The sequence below is a fragment of the Pleionea mediterranea genome (assembly GCF_003148745.1).
Taxonomy (GTDB): Bacteria; Pseudomonadota; Gammaproteobacteria; order Enterobacterales; family Kangiellaceae; genus Pleionea; species Pleionea mediterranea.
Map to the genome: position 1 here is coordinate 12,577 of NZ_QGGU01000014.1, position 20,146 is coordinate 32,722.

Sequence of the window (20,146 nt, forward strand, 5' to 3'; positions counted from 1 at the left end):
TATTAGAAGCTCTGGCTTTAACCGCAATTAAGCAACTGTTGTTGTGGTTAAATTTATATTCCCGCGCTTGATTATTTATCGCATGGAGCTGGATTTACCGACATCTTGAACCAGCGTTATTATTCTATCGGCGACAATTTCTTTCTCTTCAAACACATCGTAATCCATTTCGCCGGAAACTTTAACCACATCGCCAGTATCGAGGCGCTGGAAGCCTTTGTTGTCCAGCGGGTTGTAACTCAGTTTGCGGGTATCTACGGTGATATCGGACTTACCCATGTCAACGGTAAATTCACGGCCGTTCACTTCGGTTATTTCACCGGTCACTTCGATATCTGGCGCTACGCTGGTCGGGTATACCAGATTAAAGTTGAGTGACTCTTCATCGGCTGCGCTGGCGTAAAAGTAAGTGTTGAGTCCTTCTACGTAAACGCTATCGGCTTCAATGGTTTTGGCTTCATATAACCCATCATCGACAATGCCGTTAACGGTTACATAATCGCCAACCAAAATAGTTTTACCTTCTTTAAACCAATCCCAGTCATCCATTTCGACTCGAATTTTTCCATCACCATAGTCGAGTAAAAATGTATTGGGCGTGGTTGATGTCACTTTACCATTTATGGTGATCCAGCTGTCATCGGGGCGTATTTCTGGATCGGCTGCTATGGCACTGACTGCAAAACTGCCAGCAATAGCTGCGGTTAATATTTTGAATGTAGATGTAGGGTTAAAGTGTTTTTTATATCGTTGCATTGTCATGGTTCACTCCTTCTCATTGTTAACGAAAATATGAACTGTGACCGACAAACAAAGTAATAAAACACATTGACTTACTTTGGTCGTGAATACAAACCTTTTACAAGTAATATTTAAAAGATTGTATTCATCGCATAACCCTTTAGTGACAGGCTTAATCAATGGTTTTAAAATCATGTTCAAACCAGAGTAGTGCTAACTTAAGGGTTTTGCTAATCAGCTGAATGTGTCAGCTGTTCACTCTGAACTCTCTGTTCACTGAGAGCTCTCTATCTGAGTCAGAGCAATCAAAATGCCAATGTAGAAACCTGCTGTAAGTGGCTAAGCCAGGTAAGTGAATATGAATGGCTTTAATCTGTTTTGGTGCAAATCCACAGAATAAACCGTTGATTTAAACCGCTTGTTTTATTGTCACATTTGCAGTTTAAAGCAGTGATTAATGCATCTGCCGATTAGTTTGATGGTGTAGTATTCGCACAATTATTTTTTAACCCAGCAATCGTTATCATTTTTTTCGTAGCTTTGTTTTACCGCCGACCAGGCAACTTTATGCGCCACGGTTTCGCGGCTGTCATCGCCTTTGCGATCATCCTTATCTTTATATTCATCCCAGGCGCTGTTAAAGGCTTCTTTATAAATTTCCTGCGCGTGTTTCGGCAGGTTGTCACTAACGGAGTCAGGCAATTCGCTGAGTGATTGATAAGGCATATAAAATATCCTCCTGATTTATTTGTCCGGTGGATTGTCTGTGTGCTCGGCCAATACTTCATTGGTGGTTAATACTTTGGCGTAGCGACCTTTAGTGGTCAGAATGGTGGCTCTATGAAGTTCTGGCGAAATTGCGGCGGTTGCATCGGACACCAGCGTTACTGAATAACCCAGGTCGCTCGCACCACGTACTGCACTGCTGACGCACTCATTGGTATAAACGCCTGCGACCACTAAATCGCTAATACCGAGGTTTTGCAGAACATAATGAATATTGGAAGCCGCAAAAATACCACTGGCGGTTTTATTGATAATGATTTCATCATTGATTGGTGCAACATCAGGTAGAAAGCTTGCCAGTTTTGAGCCTGGCGCAGCGTGCAAACCAAGCCGTTTATGTTCCGGGCTTCTGTCCCGGCCATCGTCGGTGAGTGATTGTATGCGCGCGTGGATAACTTCCCAGCCTTTTTGCCGGTAAAACTGTTGCATTTTTTTTACATTAGGAATAACGGTTTTCCAGACCCGATCTAGGTAATACTCGATGGCGTCTTCCGAGATACCGGATTTTCGATGATTTTCAAAAATACCGTATCCTTCAATAGCACCAAGGTACTGAAGATCGATACTCAGCAGGGCGGATTTTTTATTCATAACCTGTATGTTTTTAATCTCCAGAGATATTGTGTCGGTCAATTATTATTTTTTATCGAGCATTGATGAATTAAGTTATCAACAAACAATTTTTGTGCCAGCATTAAAATTCATCATTTTATCCAGTTCATCCAACGAGCCAATTACAGCAGGTTGCTGGCGTTGTTTAACAAACCGGATTGCAGCAGCTATTTTGGGTGCCATGGTGCCAGACTCAAATTGCATGGCTTGTAACTGTTTAATGGTAATGTTTTTTATTTTTTCTGATGTTTCACTTTGCCAGTTACGATAAACGCCATCGGTTTTGGTGGCAATGATAAAACGATCCACCTTCAGTTTAATGGCCAGTAGCGCACTGGTTTTATCTTTATCGATAACCGCCTCTACGCCAATAAGGCCATTGTCGCTACGGCTGACGGGAATACCGCCACCGCCGGAACAAATAACCACGGTATCATTTAGCAGTAAGGTTTCTATCGCCGGTGATTGCAATATATCTTCTGGCTCTGGCGAGGGTACAACTCGTTGCCATTCATTATCTTTCGATTTAAACGACCAGTTGTTTTTATCTTCTAACGACTGTTTTTGCTCAAACTGATAACTGGGACCAACAGGCTTGTCCGGTTCAGAAAAAGCCTTGTCGTTAGCATCGACCTGCACCATGGTTAACAATGACGCCGTACGCCGGTTTTCAGGTAATTGATTGATCAACTCCTGCTCAATTAAATAACCGATCATGCCTTCGGTTTCTGCGTTTAATACATCCAGTGGAAAGGGCGCTTTAGTAGATTGGTTAGATTGATCGGATGATTGATTAGCAAGACTTTGTTGTGCCAATAGGCCCACTTGAGGGCCATTACCGTGGGTAATAATTAATTCATGCTGCTGTGCAATCTTTGCCAAAGGCGCCACGGCCTGTTTGACACGCTTACGTTGATTTTGCGCGGTAATAGGTTCATTTTTTAAACTGAGAGCATTGCCGCCAAGCGCGACCAGCACCCGCATAATTACCTCCTTATTGAATGTTAAGGATAGAAAAGTTTATTGAAAATTGCGAATGATGATTAAGACTTTACATTTGTGTCGGTTCGCACAAAAAAGCCGTGCAAACCCTACATGGGATGATTTGGTAGGGTGCGCATGTTGCGCACCGAATTTAAATAGAAATAGTTAAGGTTTAACAATCGTATTGGTTCGCACAAAAAGTCGTGCAAATCCTACGTAAGATGATTTGGTAGGGTGCGCATGTTGCGCACCGAATTTAAATAGAGATAGTTAAGGTTTTTCAATCATTTTGGTTCGCACAAAAAGCTGTGCAAACCCTACGTGGGATGATTTGGTAGGGTGCGCATGTTGCGCAGCGAATTTAAATAGAGATAGTTAAGGTTTTACAATCATTTTTGTCCGCACAAAAAGCTGTGCAAACCCTACGTGAGATGATTTGGTAGGGTGCGCATTTTGCGCACCGAGGAAATTACAAGTTAAGTGCAAATGAAATGATTGTCACACATGAGGCTTTGCCCGTTGAATAATAGCATTGAAGTCGGTGTTATCATCAAGACAACCAAGCATTAAGTTGGTGTTTTGCAATCGGTTATTGCAGAATGCTTTAGCAACATCGTTTGTGGAATACTGTATTAGTGTTGACGCCTGCCACAGTTTCGCCATGGACTCGGTCAGTCGTCGCAGTTGAGATTCATCAAACTGAACACTGTCTTGTTTAATCGTCAGTTGTTGTTTTAAGTTTTTAAGTTGTGAATCAAATATGTCGTATTGACTGGTTGCTTTTTCAAGCTCGTGATAAAAGCTGTTGATAATTTCAGGCTCTTTAATAATAGCCCGTGCCACATCGAGGCATTGAATATTGCCGGACCCTTCCCAGATTGCATTAACCGGTGACTCGCGATAAAGGCGCGCAAGGACATTGTCTTCCACCACGGCGACACCGCCAATGCATTCCATGGCTTCTGCGGTATGTTGCGCGGCGCGTTTACAAATCCAGTATTTTCCGAGTGCTGTGCCCAGTCGAAATAGATTTTTTTCATGTGTTTCGTTGATATTTTCTAACGCTTTACTTAAGCGAAAACTTATCGCCAGCGCTGCTTCCGATTCTATTGCCAGATCCGCAAGTACATTTTGCATCAATGGCTGTTCGTGTAATGATTTGCCGAAAGCTTCGCGGCCGCCAGTGTGATGAATCGCCTGTGCAGTGGCCAGCCCCATAATTGAGGCTGAACCAATCATGCAATCGTAGCGCGTCATGGCGACCATTTCTAAAATGGTTCGAACACCCCGCCCAGGCTCGCCTATCATCCAGGCAAATGCCGAGCGAAATTCAACTTCCGAAGACGCATTGGAAACATTTCCCATTTTGTTTTTTAGCCGCTGAATAAACATGGTGTTTTTATCGCCATCGGGTCGCCAGCGTGGCAGCAAAAAGCAAGACAAGCCCTGTTCTGTTTGCGCCAGCACCAAAAAGGCATCGCACATGGGCGCGGAGCAAAACCATTTATGACCGGTAATTTCATATTCTTGTCCGGCACCGGGCTTTGATATTGGTATAGCGCGCGTAGTATTCGCGCGAACATCGGAGCCGCCCTGTTTTTCGGTCATTGCCATGCCAATGGTGACGCCGGATTTTTCATAGTAGGGCACATTACGTCCGTCATATTGATTGCTTAATATTTTTGGTAGCCAGACTTTGGCAATTTCTGGCTGCTGTTTTATGGCCGGTACCGAGGCAAAGGTCATGGTTAGTGGGCAGCCTGACCCGGGATCGGCCTGAGTGTGCAGGTATTCAACGGCGGCACGTATGACCTGTGCGCCCGATGCTGTATTTTGCCATGGCAGGGCATGATGACCGGCAGCAATGGCTGACGACATCAACTGATGATACGCCGGATGATAATTCACCTGATCGATACGATGACCAAAGCGGTCGTGGGTTTGCAGCTCGGGTTTATTGGCATTGGCGGCGAAGCCTGCGGTTAATAATTCACCCCCCACTAAGGCCCCATAATTTGATAGTATGTCTTTATTGGGATCACCCCCGAACACCGCCACATAATGTTGCAGCACCTTGTCCGACCGGTAAGCATTATGGTTTTCTAGCGGCGTAGGTTGATTAAACACCCGATGGGTTTCAGCGTTATTAGACTCACTATTGGATGCTCCATTGGGCGAGTCGTTGTGCGAATGTGAATGTGCCATAATAAAAACCTTAGCGTCATTGTGTCGATGGGTGATGGGTTGTAAGTTTCGCTCAGAATTCTGTAGTACTCGTTTATTATTGTAGTGATAGATATAGGGTAATAACTTAAGTATTTTAGTGACGAGTAAACCCGTTATTAAAGCATTTAGTCCGTATATCTATTGAAAAGTAATTTAAAAGTAAAGTCCAGTTGATTTAGTGGTCGATCGTTATTATGGATAAATTTAAAAAAGCCGAACAAGCTCAAACATCACAGTATTCAACCGATACTAATCATGCTGATTGTGATCCTAGTGATAAAAATAAAAGCGGACAAAATAACTGCGATCAAGCTAATAGTAAACAATCTAAAAGCGATCGCACAACAACAGTAGAGCAACTGAAACGGCTGGGTGTGTTTCAAATAAAGCTGGGCCTGGATGCTTTACGGGATATTTTATTAAGCCCTTTATCAATATTATTTACGCTTATGGACTTGGCGGAAAAAAACAAACCAGAAGACAGTCATTTTAATAAGTTACTCGCCTTTGGCCGTAGAACGGAACGAAGAATTAATTTATTTAATCAGCACGATGATGATATTGAGCAGGCAGAAGCCAAGCAAAAGGTGCAAACGGTAGACACACTGGTCACACAGATCGAAGACATCATCAAAAAAGAGTATAAGCAAGGTGAGCTGTCGATGCGGGCAAAAAGTGCATTGGAGAAAACGGTAAAAATTGCTCGCCGAAAAAATGCCGCCAAATCAGAAGAGTAGTTTCTAATTAATAATAATGTGTGAGTGACCGCCATGATCCGAGCTGCACAACCTGACGATGCCGAATCAATCGCTAATATTTACAATCATTATATAGCGAATACGCTGGTTACTTTTGAAGAAGAGCCTGTATCCGGTGCCGAAATGCTATCGCGCATTGAAGACGTCACACAGCAATCGTTGCCCTGGTTTGTCTACGTGCACAATAATGATATTTCAGGGTTTGCTTACGCCAGCAAATGGAAAGGACGATGTGCCTATCGCTATTCAGTTGAAGTCACCGTTTACCTGTCACCAAACGTTATTGGAAAAGGCCTTGGTACACAACTTTATCAGGCGTTATTCGAACAATTAAAACAACAGTCCTTCCACACGGTTATCGCCGGGATCTCTTTACCCAATGAAGCCAGTGTTGCCCTGCATAAAAAGTTTGGGATGAAACAGGTGGCTCTGTTTGAACAGGTGGGGTATAAGTTTGATCGCTGGGTTGATGTGGGCTATTGGCAAAAAGTGCTTTAAATACAAATAATTACGATCATTAGGTTGAGTGGTGTCAACCATAGTTATCACCTTTCCATCCCGTTAAATATGCCTTTATTAGTTAATTCTAATTGTTTTGTATAATTTATATTGACAACTGTAGAGATCGAAAGTAGGCTTAACGCAACTATATCGACAAGTGTAGATTTATGAGGCTTTCAGAGTTTGAATTAGAAGTGATGCAATTATTTTGGGTCTGTGCACAGTTATCTGCACCGGAAGCGCATCAGGAAATTATAAAAAACAAGGATGTTACTTATTCAACGGTCAAGACGATCATTGATCGGCTTGAAAAGAAAGGTGCTATAAAACGCACCAGTCAGAAAGGGCGAACTATTTTTTATGGCGCAGCAATACAGTCTGATGACATTAAGCAACCACTTATAAGTTCATTTATTAAAAAAGTGTTTGGTGGTGAAACCCGTCCTTTATTTAATCATCTGGTTAATGAAGAAAAACTTTCAAGAGATGACATAGCTTATCTTGAAGAGTTGTTGGAAAAGAAAAAGAAAGAGTTGGATTAGTTATGAAACTATACTTTTTTATAAATGGACTTATTTCATTAACCTGCATTATTGCTGTGTACTCGATGAGTAATGCACCACACAGGACTCGCTTTTATTTATGTGCACTGGCGTTAGCAGCCTGGTGTATACCTTGGCAAGTGTTCAATATATTTGAAGTTACTCCGCCTAATAATATTGTATTTAATTCGATTCAACCGGTTATTCAGGCGCTGACCAAACCGGTTGTTATAACGGAAGCCAAAGTGTTAGACGTTCAGAGTATTTGGAAACCAGAGTTACTTGATATTTTAATTATATTGTCTTCACTTGGGGTGATATGGCTTTGCCGTGATTTACTTCAGCATTTTTCCCAACTAAAAACATTAAAGAAGTATGCAAAGGGTAAGCGTAGTGTTGTTAGTGGAAAGCGCAGTATCGATATTTATGCTTCTCAAAAAATACAAGGGGCATTGTCATATGGCGTTTTTCGACCTGTTATTTTTATCTCTGATAACTTGAGACATTCCCATCGAAATGTTGTATTAGAGCATGAGCTAACCCATGTGGAACAGTACGATCCAGTATGGCTATTACTCATTCATAGTGTTAGTCGAATTTTTCTGTGGAATCCGATTGTTTGGTTTACAGCTAGACGAGCAAAAGAACTGTTAGAGTTAAGTTGCGATGATAAATGCAAGTATAAACTTGGCGAAAAACACTATCAGACAACGTTAGCTGAGCTTGCACTAAAAGTTAAAGGAGCTCAGATATTACCTATGGTTTCGCACTTTATTTTTGAAGGAAAGAACTTTGATATTAAACGTATAAAATTATTAAACATGGAGCTTAGTATGACATTTAAAAATAAAACATTTCTTTTCGTCGCAATTCTTTTACTTTCTTCGATTGCTGTATTGCCAATTTACAGTGGGCAGGGTGACAGTACCAGTCATGCAACAAAAGCCCGAGAAAATATAATAAGCCCTTTAGGCGATGGTAGCTTTCGGGTTAAAGTCGACAATATGCCCTATAGAAGTCTTGGTATTTTATTGATTGATGCATTTAATGCGTCTGCAGTAAAAATAGAAAGTAGTCTATTAAATAAATTTTACTCAATCGATCTTGAAAAAGTTAATCTATCGCAACTGATAACAACGATTAATAACAAAGGAGAGGTTCGCATATTTAATGAAGGTGAATACTATTTAATTGCTAACGCTAATACCTCATCTGCTGATGAAGTCGACTCCGACAATTTAATCTCTATTGAGCGTCAAACACGAACGAAATTAACCATATTAGATGGTGAAAAAGTAGTGTTTGATAATGTTCTATACCATACCAATCAACACTGGACAGGACTTCATATTAATGGTTATGAGCTACAGTTTCTTTCGACACACGCTATGCCCCATGTGAGTTACAAGTTTAGAATACTAGACGAAGATGGTAGAGGCAGTGTTAAGTCGCCAGAAATAAGAACACTCATGAAAAAGGAAGCCGCCATAGAGTTATCGGTGAAGGATAAAAAACTGACGATTCAGGTTACACCAGAGAACATGCGAGCAGTGAATATTTAACATACCTAACGTACCTGATAAAAGATGCTGTTTATTGTTGTACGGCATCTTTTATATTTGAAGTATACAGCGGCTAAAGTAATGCTTATAACGAAAAATCTTATTTAATAGCGCCACGTGCCCATAATATATATTTATCCCGATCCAATGGATTAATCCCCCGATATTCTGCCGTTTTACCGTCTTCAATAGCACAGGGAGCGTATCCCGCCAGTCGTGTTATCAGTTTGGCGTTGCCATTGCTGGTTGATGCTAATTGAATCGGATATTCAATTGAGGTTGCTGCCGGTACGGTGCCACGGAGAATAACCCGGTTGCCTGAAAATTCGGGGCTATTAAATTGGCCGCGCATTTTTGTGATGTCGCTGGTGATGGTGCCGAGTAATTCAGCATCGGCATTAATCTGAAAGTCCAGAATCGGTTCCAGTAATTCGGTATCGCTTTTTACAAGACCGTTCATAATCGCCATAGGTGTTGCGATAATAAAATCACCGGAGCGACTGTGAATATTATGATCGGAGCCTTCAATTAAGGTGATTTTTATATCGGTAAGCTGCCAACCTTTAATGCCTTGTTTTAATGCGGTATTAATCGTGGCTTCTATTTCATTTTGATACTTGGCAGCAATGTCATTGACGCCAACTTTCGATTGATAAACAACACCACTGCCGCGAGTACCGGGTTCGATTAAAAACTTTACAATCGCCCAACAGGGTTTTGGCATCCAGTAGCGTTCGTATCCTTCAGCGGAATTTTTTGGCGTTTCTTTATAGATAATGCTCGGTTGTTCAAAGGTTGCTTTAAGGTTAAAGCGATCGGCTAAAATGGTTTCCAATATTTCAACCTGTATCCATCCACAAATATTAATGTGCAGTTCGCGTTGCTCGGTTAGCCACTCCAGATTTAATAGCGGATCTTCATCGGCCAGTTGCTTTAATGCATTGGCAAGGTTGGCGTAGTCTTTTTCTTCAACCGGTTTTACCTGCACGGTTAAAAGCGGCATCGATAATCGATAGGCATTGGGCACTTTGGAATCGTCGCCCAGCACATCGCCCACTTTGGCAATGGACAGGCCACTAACCACACCAATCTCTCCGGCGCTTATTATATCTATGTCCTGATACTTACCGTTGTAAACCCGTTTTATCTGGCTGACTTTTTCTTCAACGGTCTGCTTATCAGTACTTCGTGTGGAGTTAACGATTTTATCACGGGCTTTAATTTGACCATTAAAAACGCGGATGTATGCGGTTTTGCCTAAGGTTTTATCGTGTTCAATTTTAAAGATAACCGCTGACAATGGTTGCTCAGTATCACCTTGTGCGCAAGGCAGGTAGTTTGTTATTGCGGTTAACAGTTGCTCAATGCCTAAAGCGTTTTTCGCAACACCGGTAACGACAGGGTACAAACGTGCTTCGTGAATGCTTTGTGTCAGCTGAGTATTGAATGTTTCAAATGAAATGGTTTTGCCATCAATTACCTGTTCAAGTAATTCGTCGTTGTATTCGGTGAGCTTTTCAATCACAGGTTCAATAAACATTGTGCTGTCGGATGGATCTGTTTGATGTTGGTTAAAAGATGAGGCATTCCAGTCGCAGGCGATGTTAGCATCGCTGCTTTCACCAACGTTTATCGTGTGTTGCAACAACACGCAATCACGGCTGAGCTCTTGATGGATTTCTGTAAGTACCGCATTAACATTAGCGCCCATGCGATCCAGTTTATTAATAAAAATAATGGTGGGGATCCGTAGCGTGTTTAAGGCTTCAAAAATACCACTGGTATTGGCTTGTACACCTTCTACCGCACTGATCACTAGAATCGCGCAATCCAGCGCTCGTAACGATCGCTCAACTTCAGCACTAAAGTCCAGATGCCCCGGCGTGTCGATTAAGTTGATTTGACAGCCTTGCCAGTCAAAGGTTTCCGTTGCGAGTCGTACAGAAATACCGCGTTCACGCTCCACCGCTAAGGAATCGGTGGCTGAGGTACCATCGTCAACACTGCCTGCAGAACGAGTGGCTCCCGCTACATAGAGAAGCTGTTCGGTAAGCGTGGTTTTGCCTGCGTCTACGTGCGCAACAATGCCTATGTTTCTGGTTGATAAAGTCAATGCTATTCCAGAGTTGGAAAGTTGTTTTAATAAAGGCGAGTCATTTTACAGGGTTAAGACGAATAACTCTAATCGCACTGGATTTTGATCGTGATCATCGCATAGACTACTGCATAGTAGATTCAAAGAATGTTAAATTAAGGCAGTTATATTTTCATTTATGTATAACCGATAGATCGTATTTTTAGCAACAGTAGTTCCTAAATCAACAATGGAGTGACGTTTAATGGATAGTATAGTCATAATTATTTTTATAATTTTAGCCGCATTAATTATTTATGGTCTGATTTCAAAAAAGGGCAAAGAGTTAATGTTTGGCGGAAAAATAATCAAGACAATGGAAAACACACCTAAAGGTGAAAAAATAAGGCTCGTTTCATCAGGCGTTAAAGTTCATGTTGTGGAAGTGGCACCACAATTAAAGAATGTTGGATTGGAAATATCTCAACATGGCCTCTTTAATTTTTCAATGGTTCCTGTTTCGTTATCTTTCAGTGATGCCAAGCTGCTGGCTGACACCATTTATGATGCAATTGGGCATAATGAAAAAAGAACAGTGGAAGACTAACAGAGTTTTGGAATCATAAGGATTGGGGAACTTTTGGGTTCCCTATGCCGGTGAGCAAGAAACGGATGAAGGAACCCAAACTAATTTTCTGGAAGGATCCCATAGAGAGCTTCAAGTATTGCGAAAGAAATTTTCGAGTAAACAATTTTCGAGTAAACAATGGAATATGATGATTCGCATTAGCGCTATTTATCAAGAAGAGAAGTATGGTGCTGAGATATTTTATCCAGAAAAAGCGGTGGATACGGATAAGTCAACCTGGGCTACTTTTTCATTTTCTGAAAAAAACTGATAAGGTTGGTTTACCACTGAGTAACCAGCCTGACTGCGGAGTCGCAAGTGAATATTGACTACAAGATTAATCAAGCTATTTCTGCGGAGCAGTTTGCTGACCTACTAAGACGCTCCACGCTCGGTGAGCGTCGACCGGTTGACGATGCCGAGTGTATTAAAGGTATGATCACAAACAGTAATTTAGTGATTACAGCCTGGGATGACGAAACATTGGTGGGTATATCGCGCAGCGTTACCGACTTTCACTTCTGTTGTTATCTTTCCGATTTGGCCGTTGACTTAAGTTATCAAAACCTTGGTATTGGAAAACAGTTGCAAATCAAAACACAAGCGCAATTAGGCCCTAAGTGCATGCTCATATTGCTGGCGGCGCCTGCTGCAAATTCATACTATGAGCATATTGGGTTTAAACAAAATGATCGCTGCTGGGTGCTCAATCGAAGCGAAAAAATTAAAATATAGCGATTTGCTGTACCAAAGTTATTCGAAACTATCTCAAAAATTCTACACTTGAAGATATGGCGTTAAACTTCGACTCAAAATGCTTATTTACTGTGTGTAAACAGTGATTTCTCGCCAAAACTTTCCTTGTCTCACCGTCGCTCGCTATTTTTGAGATGGCTTCTAAATAAAAAACTATGGATTTAAATTTACTTTGAGCAACTGTTCATTAACAAGGTGTTTCGCGTGGTCAAAGTCAACTTGTTCAATGGTATCTATTGACTGGGTTAATTCTTTTAAAATTGCCTTCTGAGTTTCGCCACGTTGTTGTGCATCTCTATAAGGCAGGCGATGAAACATCACCATGGAATAGCGGGGGACAAATTGATCCGGCCAGCGTTTTTCCAGTTCAAACGCCAACTCTTTTTGAAGCACAAATTTTGGATCGTTAACCGAGTCGCGCATTTCAATGTAATTTTCAATCGCCATGTCGGCTATGGCATTGCCATTGGGTTGGCGAAGTTTGTCGGTTTCTGAGAACACCGCTTGCCAATTAAATTGAGCGGTCTGACAATTGTTATGCTGATCAATTTGTGCCATTAACTCGGTAATGTCTTCAAAGCCACAGTTCATCCCCTGCCCATGAAATGGCACTATGGCGTGAGCCGCATCGCCAATCAGTAACGCTAAATCTTGATAGTGCCACGGATTGCATCTTACGGTAGCCAATCGACCTGTTGGATTATTAAAGTATTCGGTTTCAAGATTGGGCAGCAGAGGAATTAAATCGGAAAACTGCTGTTTAAAAAACTGTTGCAAGCGGTTTTTATTATCAATGCTATCAAAACTTAACTCACCTTCGTTCGGCATAAACAGGGTAACGGTAAAGCTGGCATCTTTATTGGGCAGAGCAATGATCATATAGCCGCCCCGTGGCCAAATGTGTAATGCCTCCGGTTCCATTTGAAAGTTGCCTTCGCTGTCGGGGGGAATGCTAAGCTCTTTGTAACCATGACCCAGTGGCTCAACAATGTTTTGTTGACTGTGGCGTGCGTGAATCGCATTGCGAACGGAAGATGCACTGCCATCGGTTCCAATCACCTGTTCAAAACTATGTTGCTCGTTTTGTTCGGTTAACTCGTTATAAATAGTGAGTTGTTGTTTATCAAAATCAATCGCATCACAGCGGCTATTAAAATGAATGGTTACATTGCCGTAAGCTTCTGCGGCGGTCATACAAAGTTTATTTAAATCACCACGGGATACCGAATAGATAACTTCTTCTGCGCGTTGTCCGTAGGGTTGTAAATGTTGTTCACCGTTTAAGTCGTGGATCATTCGACCACGCATGGGCGTTAACATGGGCTCAACCTGATCCATCAAATCTGCCTGTTTTAATGTATGAATGCCACGATTCGATAAGGCCAAGTTTATCGAGCGACCTGCTGACATGGATTGCTCGCGCATGTCAGCACGACGTTCAAAAATAACGACGTTATAACCGCGTTTGGCCAATAATACCGCGCATAAACTGCCCACCAGTCCGGCACCAATTAAAGTAATCGTTGGTGCCTGGTTTTTTTCAGCGACTTGATGAGACGATGATTGTTGATTGGTTTGAGTCATAAATGGCTCCGCGACTCGTCGCTAATGCAACGAGGCTTGATCAATTAATTTATTGTTGCAGGCTTTGTTTTAAAATTTGCACAAAGTGATAACAATCTTCGAAACTGTTGTATTGAGGCACCGGAGCCACCCGGATCACATTGGGGTAACGCCAGTCGCCAGTCACGCCTGCCTTTTCAATGCGCTCAAACACCACTTTGCCGTCGAGACCATGGGTATCCACTGTAAGACTTAACTGGCAACCGTGCTCAGCTTCATTTTCCGGCGTGAGAATTTTAATATCGTCACCCAGTTCCTGATTCAGTAAAAAACGAAGGTAGCCGGTTAACAACAAGGATTTTTTACGCAGTGCAGAAATTCCGCCTGCCTGTTTTATGGTATCGAGAGAAGCGCGAATCGCCGCCAAGGATAAAATGGGCGGGTTGGACAATTGCCAGGCTTCTACGCTCTCGGTGGGATCGAACTGGTTGTCCATTTTAAAGCGAGTTTGTTTGTTATGTCCCCACCAGCCAGCAAAACGTGGCAAGTCTTTATTTTTATGGTGAGTTTCGTGAACAAAACAACCGGCAACGGAGCCTGCTCCCGAGTTTAAATATTTATAATTACACCAGCAGGCAAAATCCACCTGCCAGTCGTGCAGTTGCATTTCAATATTGCCACTGGCATGGGCCAAATCAAAACCCACCTGACAGCCTTTATCGTGACCGGCTTTTGTGATGGCCTGCATATCAAACACCTGACCGGTGTAATATTGAACGCCTGGCAACAGAATAAGTGCAATGCTGTCACCCTGTTCTTCAATCACTTTTAATATGTCTTCCGTTCGAAAAGTGCTTTCACCTTCACGAGGCTTGATTAACAGCATGGACTGTTCCGGATCAAAACCATGGAACTTGATCTGCGATTCAACGGCGTAGTGATCCGATGGAAATGCGTGATCTTCAATGAGTATTTTATGTCGCTTTTGGGTGGGGCGATAAAAACTGACCATCATAAAGTGTAGGTTGGCAGTTAATGAATTCATTGCTACCACTTCGCTGTTTTTTGCGCCAACCAGTTCGGCAAAGCCTTCGGTTAAAAACTCGTGATAGGGCATCCAGGGATAGTCGCCACTAAAATGCCCTTTAACGCCCAGTTTTTGCCACTGACTTAATTCGTAACTCAGGTATTGTTCGGTACGTTTTGGTTGCAAGCCCAGTGAGTTACCGCAGAGATAAATTTCATCTTCGCCGTTAGATTGTTTGGGAATGTGGTATTCGTTGCGAATTGCACTTAATGGATCCTGCTCATCCATTTGTTTTGCAAAAGCTAATGAGTTTTCAAACCTGTGTGTCATAGTGATTTCTCGAATAAGGGTTTTAGTGGCTAATAGTAATCGGTGTCTAAATGCTCAACACTCTCTAACGGATAAAGCACTGGCCGCGAAGGCGCAGCATCCAGATGAAAATGGGCAATGTTTAAGCTCAACAGGTAATGACCATCTATCACATTGTCGGGAACATAAATCATTTCGGTAATGGTTTTATGCCGAGCAGTTTTGTCGTTTAACTGATGCGACAGTTGCTCAACATTCCAGAAGTAATGATGATTCGACAGCTTGCCTTCGTCGTACATTTTATCGATGGAAGGAATGTCGACCAGTAAATGGTCGACGCCTTTATCCACCAGATACTGAATAGCCTGATGAGTAAAAAACGGCGGTTCAATTTGATCCGGTTCACTGCCGTACTGTTGAAACTGTTTTTCTTTCGGGTTTGGCAAGGTTCTGATCACCAGCGCTTTTACCATGTCCGGTTCAATGCTGGATAACTCGGCGACTAGGCAGTGTTTACTGATCACTCTGTCGTTTGCTTGCAGTGCCGGGGTGTAACTGTCCGGTGATTGTTCACCACTTTCGGGGCGCACACTAATAACTGTCGCCGGTAAAAGATCAACCGCCAAATTCCCTACAGCAACTAGCGGATCAACAATGTGCGAAATCGATTCGGTATGAGTGCCATTGCAGTGAGGTGTCAGAGTAATGGTGGAAACATTGCAGCTTCCACCCTGTTTGGTGTCACCAATAAAATCGCCGGCACGGACAACTTCTGATTTGGCATTATTGACACCAAAATGATTCGGTTGCTTACCAGTAAACTGCAACGGAATTGCCAGAGAAACCGACTGATCCGTTATAAGCCGAAACGTCTGATTGGCGAGAGTAACAGTGATGTTCACTGTTCGAACTCGTATTTATTGTGCGGCATAACGGTGCCGCATTTATCACAGGTGCGTTTTTCTTCGCTGGATAAAAAGCGGTTAAATACCGCACCAAAATCGTTTTCAATATCCCGTAGTGGGAAATACTCTTCATAAAGTTTATGGTTGCAGTTTTCGCAAAACCACATTAGGCCATCGGTTTCTTCCGGGCGTCTTACCTGCTCTATAACCAGACCAATGGAATTGGCAAATCTTACCGGCGAATGAGGGATTTTTGGTGGCAATAAAAAGACTTCACCCGCTTTAATGGGGTAATCGATGACTTCATTATTTTGCTGGGTACGCAATAGCATTTCGCCTTCGAGTTGATAGAAAAACTCGGGCCCTTCGTTGTAATGAAAGTCTTTACGACCGTTTGGTCCGCCCACCACCATAATGATCATATCGCCTTCGCGATAGACTTCTTTATTGCACACGGGTGGTTTTAGTTTATCGCGATTTTCATCGATCCACTTTTGAAAATTAATGACCTGCATTGGTGCACTCATAATCGCCTCCTGATGAGTAATTGTGATGGCATCAGCCGAACTAGTCGATGGTTGCCACACATTTTAATTCTATTGCAATGGGCGTTGGTAACGCAGTGATTTCTATGGTGGTTCGACAAGGCTGGTTATCTTTAAAATATTCTGCGTAAACCTCGTTATAGGTTTTAAAGTCGTCTTTCATATTGGTTAAAAAGACTTGAACATCCACCAGTTGATCCCAGCTGGAGCCAGACTCTTCCAATATCCAGCGCACATTATCAAACACGCTGCGGCACTGCTCGGCAATGTCGTAATCGGTAATATTGCCGTTTTCGTCCAACGTTACGCCGGGTATCGATTTGCTGCCGCGTTGACGTGGTCCCACACCCGATAAGAATAATAGATTACCCACACGACGTGCGTGAGGATAAAGGCCAACTGGCTCTGGCGCTTTTTTTGAGTCTACTCGTTGGCTGGTTGTTGGGTTATTGGCCGTCATATTTGAACTCCTGAATCTGAGCGATGTATTGAGTAAAGTGGAGTGATTTAAACTTAAATTACACAATACGGGGTTAAAACTGTCTGAAATAATCGAGAAAGACGAGCATAGAGCTCAAGGCAAATGCGAAAGACGATTTGCCGAATGGTTCCTGCTAGGCCAGTACGCTTTTGCAGCCATTGCGGCTGGCAAAAATAGCCCCGGAAGATATTTGTTTTATGGAAATGCAGTTCATGGGGGTATTTATACGATGGTTGGAGGCGATTGTAAATAGGAGGAATCAGACCTTGTAAGTAAAGTTAAATACACAAAGCAATGCCTTGTTTTGTGAAAGAGTACCGAAAAAACCGAAATTAAGTGTGCGCCAGTTCAAAAAGAGCTAGTATCTCGCTTCTTCGGCCCCGAGTATGCTGGCATAATCCTGCCGAAAAAATAACCAGCCTTTTTGTCAGGTCTTGATTTAAGACTGTTAGGCGTAATAACAAACCAGTTTCGGGGAATTCATTCACCATGAAGGGTAGTTTACGTTCGATCCTGCAATGTCTGTTTTGGGCGGTTGCTTTATACAGTTTATCCGGTGTCGTTATTTATCTGGCAGTGAATTACACCTATACGGTGGACGACTCTATGGCGTCGGTACGGTTATTTATTTTCTGCCTGTTGTTGCCAATTGCGGTTAAGTTTTTAATTCAACTGTTGTCGTCACCCTTGTATGGCGTGGTTGAGCGGGTGCGTCGACGCGGGCAAACGTCGGCTGATAATCCTTCGGTGTCGGTGTTGATCCCTGCCTGGAACGAAGAAGTGGGGATATTAAAAACCCTTAAATCTGTGGTTGAGGCCAATTATCAGCGATTGGAAGTGATTGTTATCAACGATGGCTCCACCGATAAAACCCACCAATTGCTAAACAACTTTATTAAACAGCATAATCGCTCTCGTTCTACTGAATTAACAAAACATTCCATTTCAAAGCTTTCAAACTCAAAAGGCTTAAACTCACATTCAAAAGCCTCTGTTTCACGCTCACTACACAGTGAAAATAAAGCAGTAATTAAATACCTGAAGCTGCCAAATGGTGGTAAAGCAAAAGCCATGAATCAGGGGCTGGCTATGGCCAGTGGGGAGTTTATAGTCACTATTGATGCCGACAGTGTGATGGATCCTGAAGCGGTTACTCAGCTGATTAAACGATTTACCGACGATAAGGTCGCTGCCGTTGCTGGCAATGTGGTAGTTGGTAACCGCCGCAAGCCTATTGAGTTGATGCAGCAGCTGGAGTATCTGTATGGCTTTTTCTTTAAGCGTGCGGATTCAATTTTTAATTCTGTGTACATTATTGGCGGTGCTGCCGCGGCCTATCGAAAACAGGCGTTACTCGATGTGGGCGGTTTTGATGAATCGATCATTACTGAAGATATCGAAATGTCGACCCGGTTATTACGATACGGTTATAAAACTCGTTACGCGACGGATGCTGTTATTTATACCGAAGGCCCATCGGACTGGAAAGCGCTGTGCAAACAACGACTGCGCTGGAAATACGGTAGAGTTTTAACATTTATAAAACATTCCAGTCTGTTTTTCAGTTTGCATAAATCGCACTCCAAGTATTTAACCTGCCTGTTATTGCCCTTGGCGGTTTACGCGGAATTTTTATTGTTAATGGAAGGGGTGTTGCTGACCATTTTTTACGGTTACACCATTATCACTTTCGATTATGTGCCGCTGGTGTTTGTGATTCTGTTTTTAACCTCGATCATTGCCATGCAGATAATGTCGGATCCCAAAGCTAAATTTCATTTAAATCTATTATTAGTTGCCCCTGTTGCCTGGCTGATCTTCTACATTGTCGATATTGTTGAGTTTCAAGCTCTGTTTCGCAGCCTTAAACGCCTGATCAAGCGTGAGCAGTTGCAGTGGCAGTCCTGGTCACGTGTCGGTATTGCATCGTCCTCGCTTCAATAGTTCGATTCCTTAAGCTGGGACTTGACGCTGGCGGTGTTTATCGCGATATTGATGCCCTAAATATGACATCAGACCCGACAATAAATACTTCAGGAGCTATCGATGCCGGACAAGAATTCCCCTGAGCATGATTCTAATAGAGAAGCATCTAATAAAGAAACGTCTAATCAAGAGATCTCTAATCAAGAAGCGTCTAACCAAGAATCCTCGAATATAGAATCTTCCAATCAGGAATCCTCTAATCAGCAACAGACAAACCAGCAGCCTGGTGGATCGAATAATCCTTACCAGTCCCCCGATTCCAGCCTGGATGTTGAGCCAGAAGGGGCGTCTCTTAATATGTTGGCTGCGCCACGAGCGGTTTCATTTGGTCGCTGTGTTGGCTGGATAGGCGATGGATTTGGTTATTTTAAACAAAGTCCGGGTCAGTGGATCCTTATCTTGTTTTTGGGGCTCGCCATTATGATTGGCCTGAGTATGTTGCCATTGATAGGTCAACTGATAATGGGCTTAACATCCTATGTCTGGTTTGCCGGGTTAATGCTTGGCTGTAAAGCTTTGTATCAGGGACGGGAGTTTTCGGTTAATTACCTGTTTGCCGGATTTAAAGAACCACTGGTTAAACTGATTCTATTATCGATTATTACCGGTGTGCTGAATGCGCTGATTATGTATTCGGTTATGGGGGATTTTTATCTGGAACTGTTAAAGTCGAGTGCCGACGCTCAGCAACAGCAAAGTCTGATTATGGAAGATCCGGGCCGTTTTTGGCAGCTGTTTTTCTTTGGAATGCTGGCGATGATACCGGTAATGATGGCGTCCATTTTTGCTCCGGCATTAATTGCCATTCATGACATTTCAATTCTAAAGGCGATGCAGTTTAGTTTTCTTGGCTGCGTAAAGAACATACTGCCACTGTTTGTTTTCGCCGTAATTATGCTGCTGCTTTATATTGTTTCGGTGATCCCAATATTCCTGGGTTTACTGGTGTTTATGCCCACCGCTTTTGCTGCAATATTTTCTGCTTACAAAGATATTTTTACCGAGCCCCATGCCGCTAACGATCGGCTGGAGCTGTAACTTTTAAGTGCAAGTGGTTAAGTTTTTCTGTTTAAGATTTAAATCATGCACTTAAAAAATAAGCTAAAAACAAAAAAGCCTGATCATTGGTCAGGCTTTTTTATGAACGCTGTATTGAAATA

The 20,146-nt window shown here is 42.5% G+C and carries 20 protein-coding genes; 9 read left to right on the forward strand and 11 right to left on the reverse strand.

Features of this window, described 5'->3' with window-relative positions; translation table 11 throughout:
* Positions 1–75 precede the first annotated feature (75 nt).
* From C8D97_RS16410 to C8D97_RS16430, 5 genes are all read right to left on the reverse strand, one after another.
* Positions 76–762 (reverse strand): DUF5666 domain-containing protein, encoded by a 687-nt coding sequence (locus tag C8D97_RS16410; protein WP_109764891.1) that lies wholly within the window; start codon positions 760–762, stop codon positions 76–78.
* 477 nt (positions 763–1,239) lie between these two features.
* Positions 1,240–1,467: a putative cation transport regulator ChaB gene (chaB, locus tag C8D97_RS16415; protein WP_109764892.1), complete on the reverse strand. Its 228-nt coding sequence runs from the start codon at positions 1,465–1,467 to the stop codon at positions 1,240–1,242.
* Between the two features lie 18 nt (positions 1,468–1,485).
* Complete coding sequence (locus C8D97_RS16420; RefSeq protein ID WP_109764893.1) at positions 1,486–2,118, reverse strand: cysteine hydrolase family protein; 633 nt, start codon at positions 2,116–2,118, stop codon at positions 1,486–1,488.
* A 78-nt stretch (positions 2,119–2,196) separates the two neighbouring features.
* Positions 2,197–3,123, reverse strand: a complete 927-nt coding sequence (locus tag C8D97_RS16425; protein WP_109764894.1) for a carbamate kinase — start codon at positions 3,121–3,123, stop codon at positions 2,197–2,199.
* 498 nt (positions 3,124–3,621) lie between these two features.
* Entirely contained in the window at positions 3,622–5,328 is a 1,707-nt protein-coding gene (locus C8D97_RS16430; RefSeq protein ID WP_109764895.1) for an acyl-CoA dehydrogenase family protein, read from the reverse strand.
* 215 nt (positions 5,329–5,543) lie between these two features.
* Between C8D97_RS16430 and C8D97_RS16435 the strand changes: the two genes are divergently transcribed.
* From C8D97_RS16435 to C8D97_RS16450, 4 genes are all read left to right on the forward strand, one after another.
* On the forward strand, positions 5,544–6,086 hold the full coding sequence (locus C8D97_RS16435) for a hypothetical protein (protein WP_109764896.1): 543 nt from the start codon (positions 5,544–5,546) through the stop codon (positions 6,084–6,086).
* A 33-nt stretch (positions 6,087–6,119) separates the two neighbouring features.
* A complete protein-coding gene (locus C8D97_RS16440) occupies positions 6,120–6,605 on the forward strand; it encodes an arsinothricin resistance N-acetyltransferase ArsN1 family B (protein ID WP_109764959.1) in 486 nt (161 codons plus the stop codon).
* Positions 6,606–6,775: 170 nt separating this feature from the next.
* The gene (locus C8D97_RS16445) at positions 6,776–7,150 is read left to right on the forward strand and encodes a BlaI/MecI/CopY family transcriptional regulator (protein ID WP_109764897.1); all 375 of its coding nucleotides are present in this window, start codon (positions 6,776–6,778) and stop codon (positions 7,148–7,150) included.
* A 2-nt stretch (positions 7,151–7,152) separates the two neighbouring features.
* Positions 7,153–8,712, forward strand: coding sequence for a M56 family metallopeptidase (locus C8D97_RS16450; RefSeq protein WP_109764898.1), 1,560 nt, complete (start codon positions 7,153–7,155; stop codon positions 8,710–8,712).
* Between the two features lie 100 nt (positions 8,713–8,812).
* On the opposite strand, the gene C8D97_RS16455 is transcribed toward C8D97_RS16450, so the two are convergent.
* Entirely contained in the window at positions 8,813–10,825 is a 2,013-nt protein-coding gene (locus C8D97_RS16455; RefSeq protein ID WP_109764899.1) for a GTP-binding protein, read from the reverse strand.
* Positions 10,826–11,051: 226 nt separating this feature from the next.
* Between C8D97_RS16455 and C8D97_RS16460 the strand changes: the two genes are divergently transcribed.
* Genes C8D97_RS16460 through C8D97_RS16470 form a run of 3 tightly spaced genes read left to right on the forward strand, consistent with a single transcriptional unit; the run spans position 11,052 to position 12,149 of the window.
* Complete coding sequence (locus C8D97_RS16460) at positions 11,052–11,393, forward strand: hypothetical protein (protein WP_109764900.1); 342 nt, start codon at positions 11,052–11,054, stop codon at positions 11,391–11,393.
* Positions 11,394–11,415: 22 nt separating this feature from the next.
* On the forward strand, positions 11,416–11,685 hold the full coding sequence (locus C8D97_RS16465) for a hypothetical protein (protein WP_109764901.1): 270 nt from the start codon (positions 11,416–11,418) through the stop codon (positions 11,683–11,685).
* Positions 11,686–11,732: 47 nt separating this feature from the next.
* On the forward strand, positions 11,733–12,149 hold the full coding sequence (locus tag C8D97_RS16470; RefSeq protein ID WP_109764902.1) for a GNAT family N-acetyltransferase: 417 nt from the start codon (positions 11,733–11,735) through the stop codon (positions 12,147–12,149).
* A gap of 174 nt (positions 12,150–12,323) precedes the next feature.
* Here the strand turns inward: C8D97_RS16470 and C8D97_RS16475 are convergent, their stop codons facing one another.
* Genes C8D97_RS16475 through C8D97_RS16495 form a run of 5 tightly spaced genes read right to left on the reverse strand, consistent with a single transcriptional unit; the run spans position 12,324 to position 16,979 of the window.
* A complete protein-coding gene (locus C8D97_RS16475; RefSeq protein ID WP_109764903.1) occupies positions 12,324–13,754 on the reverse strand; it encodes an FAD-dependent oxidoreductase in 1,431 nt (476 codons plus the stop codon).
* Between the two features lie 49 nt (positions 13,755–13,803).
* On the reverse strand, positions 13,804–15,090 hold the full coding sequence (kynU, locus tag C8D97_RS16480) for a kynureninase (RefSeq protein ID WP_109764904.1): 1,287 nt from the start codon (positions 15,088–15,090) through the stop codon (positions 13,804–13,806).
* A gap of 29 nt (positions 15,091–15,119) precedes the next feature.
* The gene (locus C8D97_RS16485) at positions 15,120–15,971 is read right to left on the reverse strand and encodes a cyclase family protein (RefSeq protein WP_109764905.1); all 852 of its coding nucleotides are present in this window, start codon (positions 15,969–15,971) and stop codon (positions 15,120–15,122) included.
* Positions 15,968–16,501 (reverse strand): 3-hydroxyanthranilate 3,4-dioxygenase, encoded by a 534-nt coding sequence (locus tag C8D97_RS16490; RefSeq protein ID WP_210204977.1) that lies wholly within the window; start codon positions 16,499–16,501, stop codon positions 15,968–15,970. The genes C8D97_RS16485 and C8D97_RS16490 overlap by 4 nt, the downstream gene beginning before the upstream one ends.
* A gap of 40 nt (positions 16,502–16,541) precedes the next feature.
* Complete coding sequence (locus C8D97_RS16495; RefSeq protein WP_109764906.1) at positions 16,542–16,979, reverse strand: RidA family protein; 438 nt, start codon at positions 16,977–16,979, stop codon at positions 16,542–16,544.
* Between the two features lie 510 nt (positions 16,980–17,489).
* On the opposite strand from C8D97_RS16495, the gene C8D97_RS16500 reads away from it, so the two are divergent.
* A complete protein-coding gene (locus C8D97_RS16500; protein ID WP_109764907.1) occupies positions 17,490–18,944 on the forward strand; it encodes a glycosyltransferase family 2 protein in 1,455 nt (484 codons plus the stop codon).
* Positions 18,945–19,046: 102 nt separating this feature from the next.
* On the forward strand, positions 19,047–20,024 hold the full coding sequence (locus tag C8D97_RS16505; protein WP_109764908.1) for a BPSS1780 family membrane protein: 978 nt from the start codon (positions 19,047–19,049) through the stop codon (positions 20,022–20,024).
* Positions 20,025–20,146 lie beyond the last annotated feature (122 nt).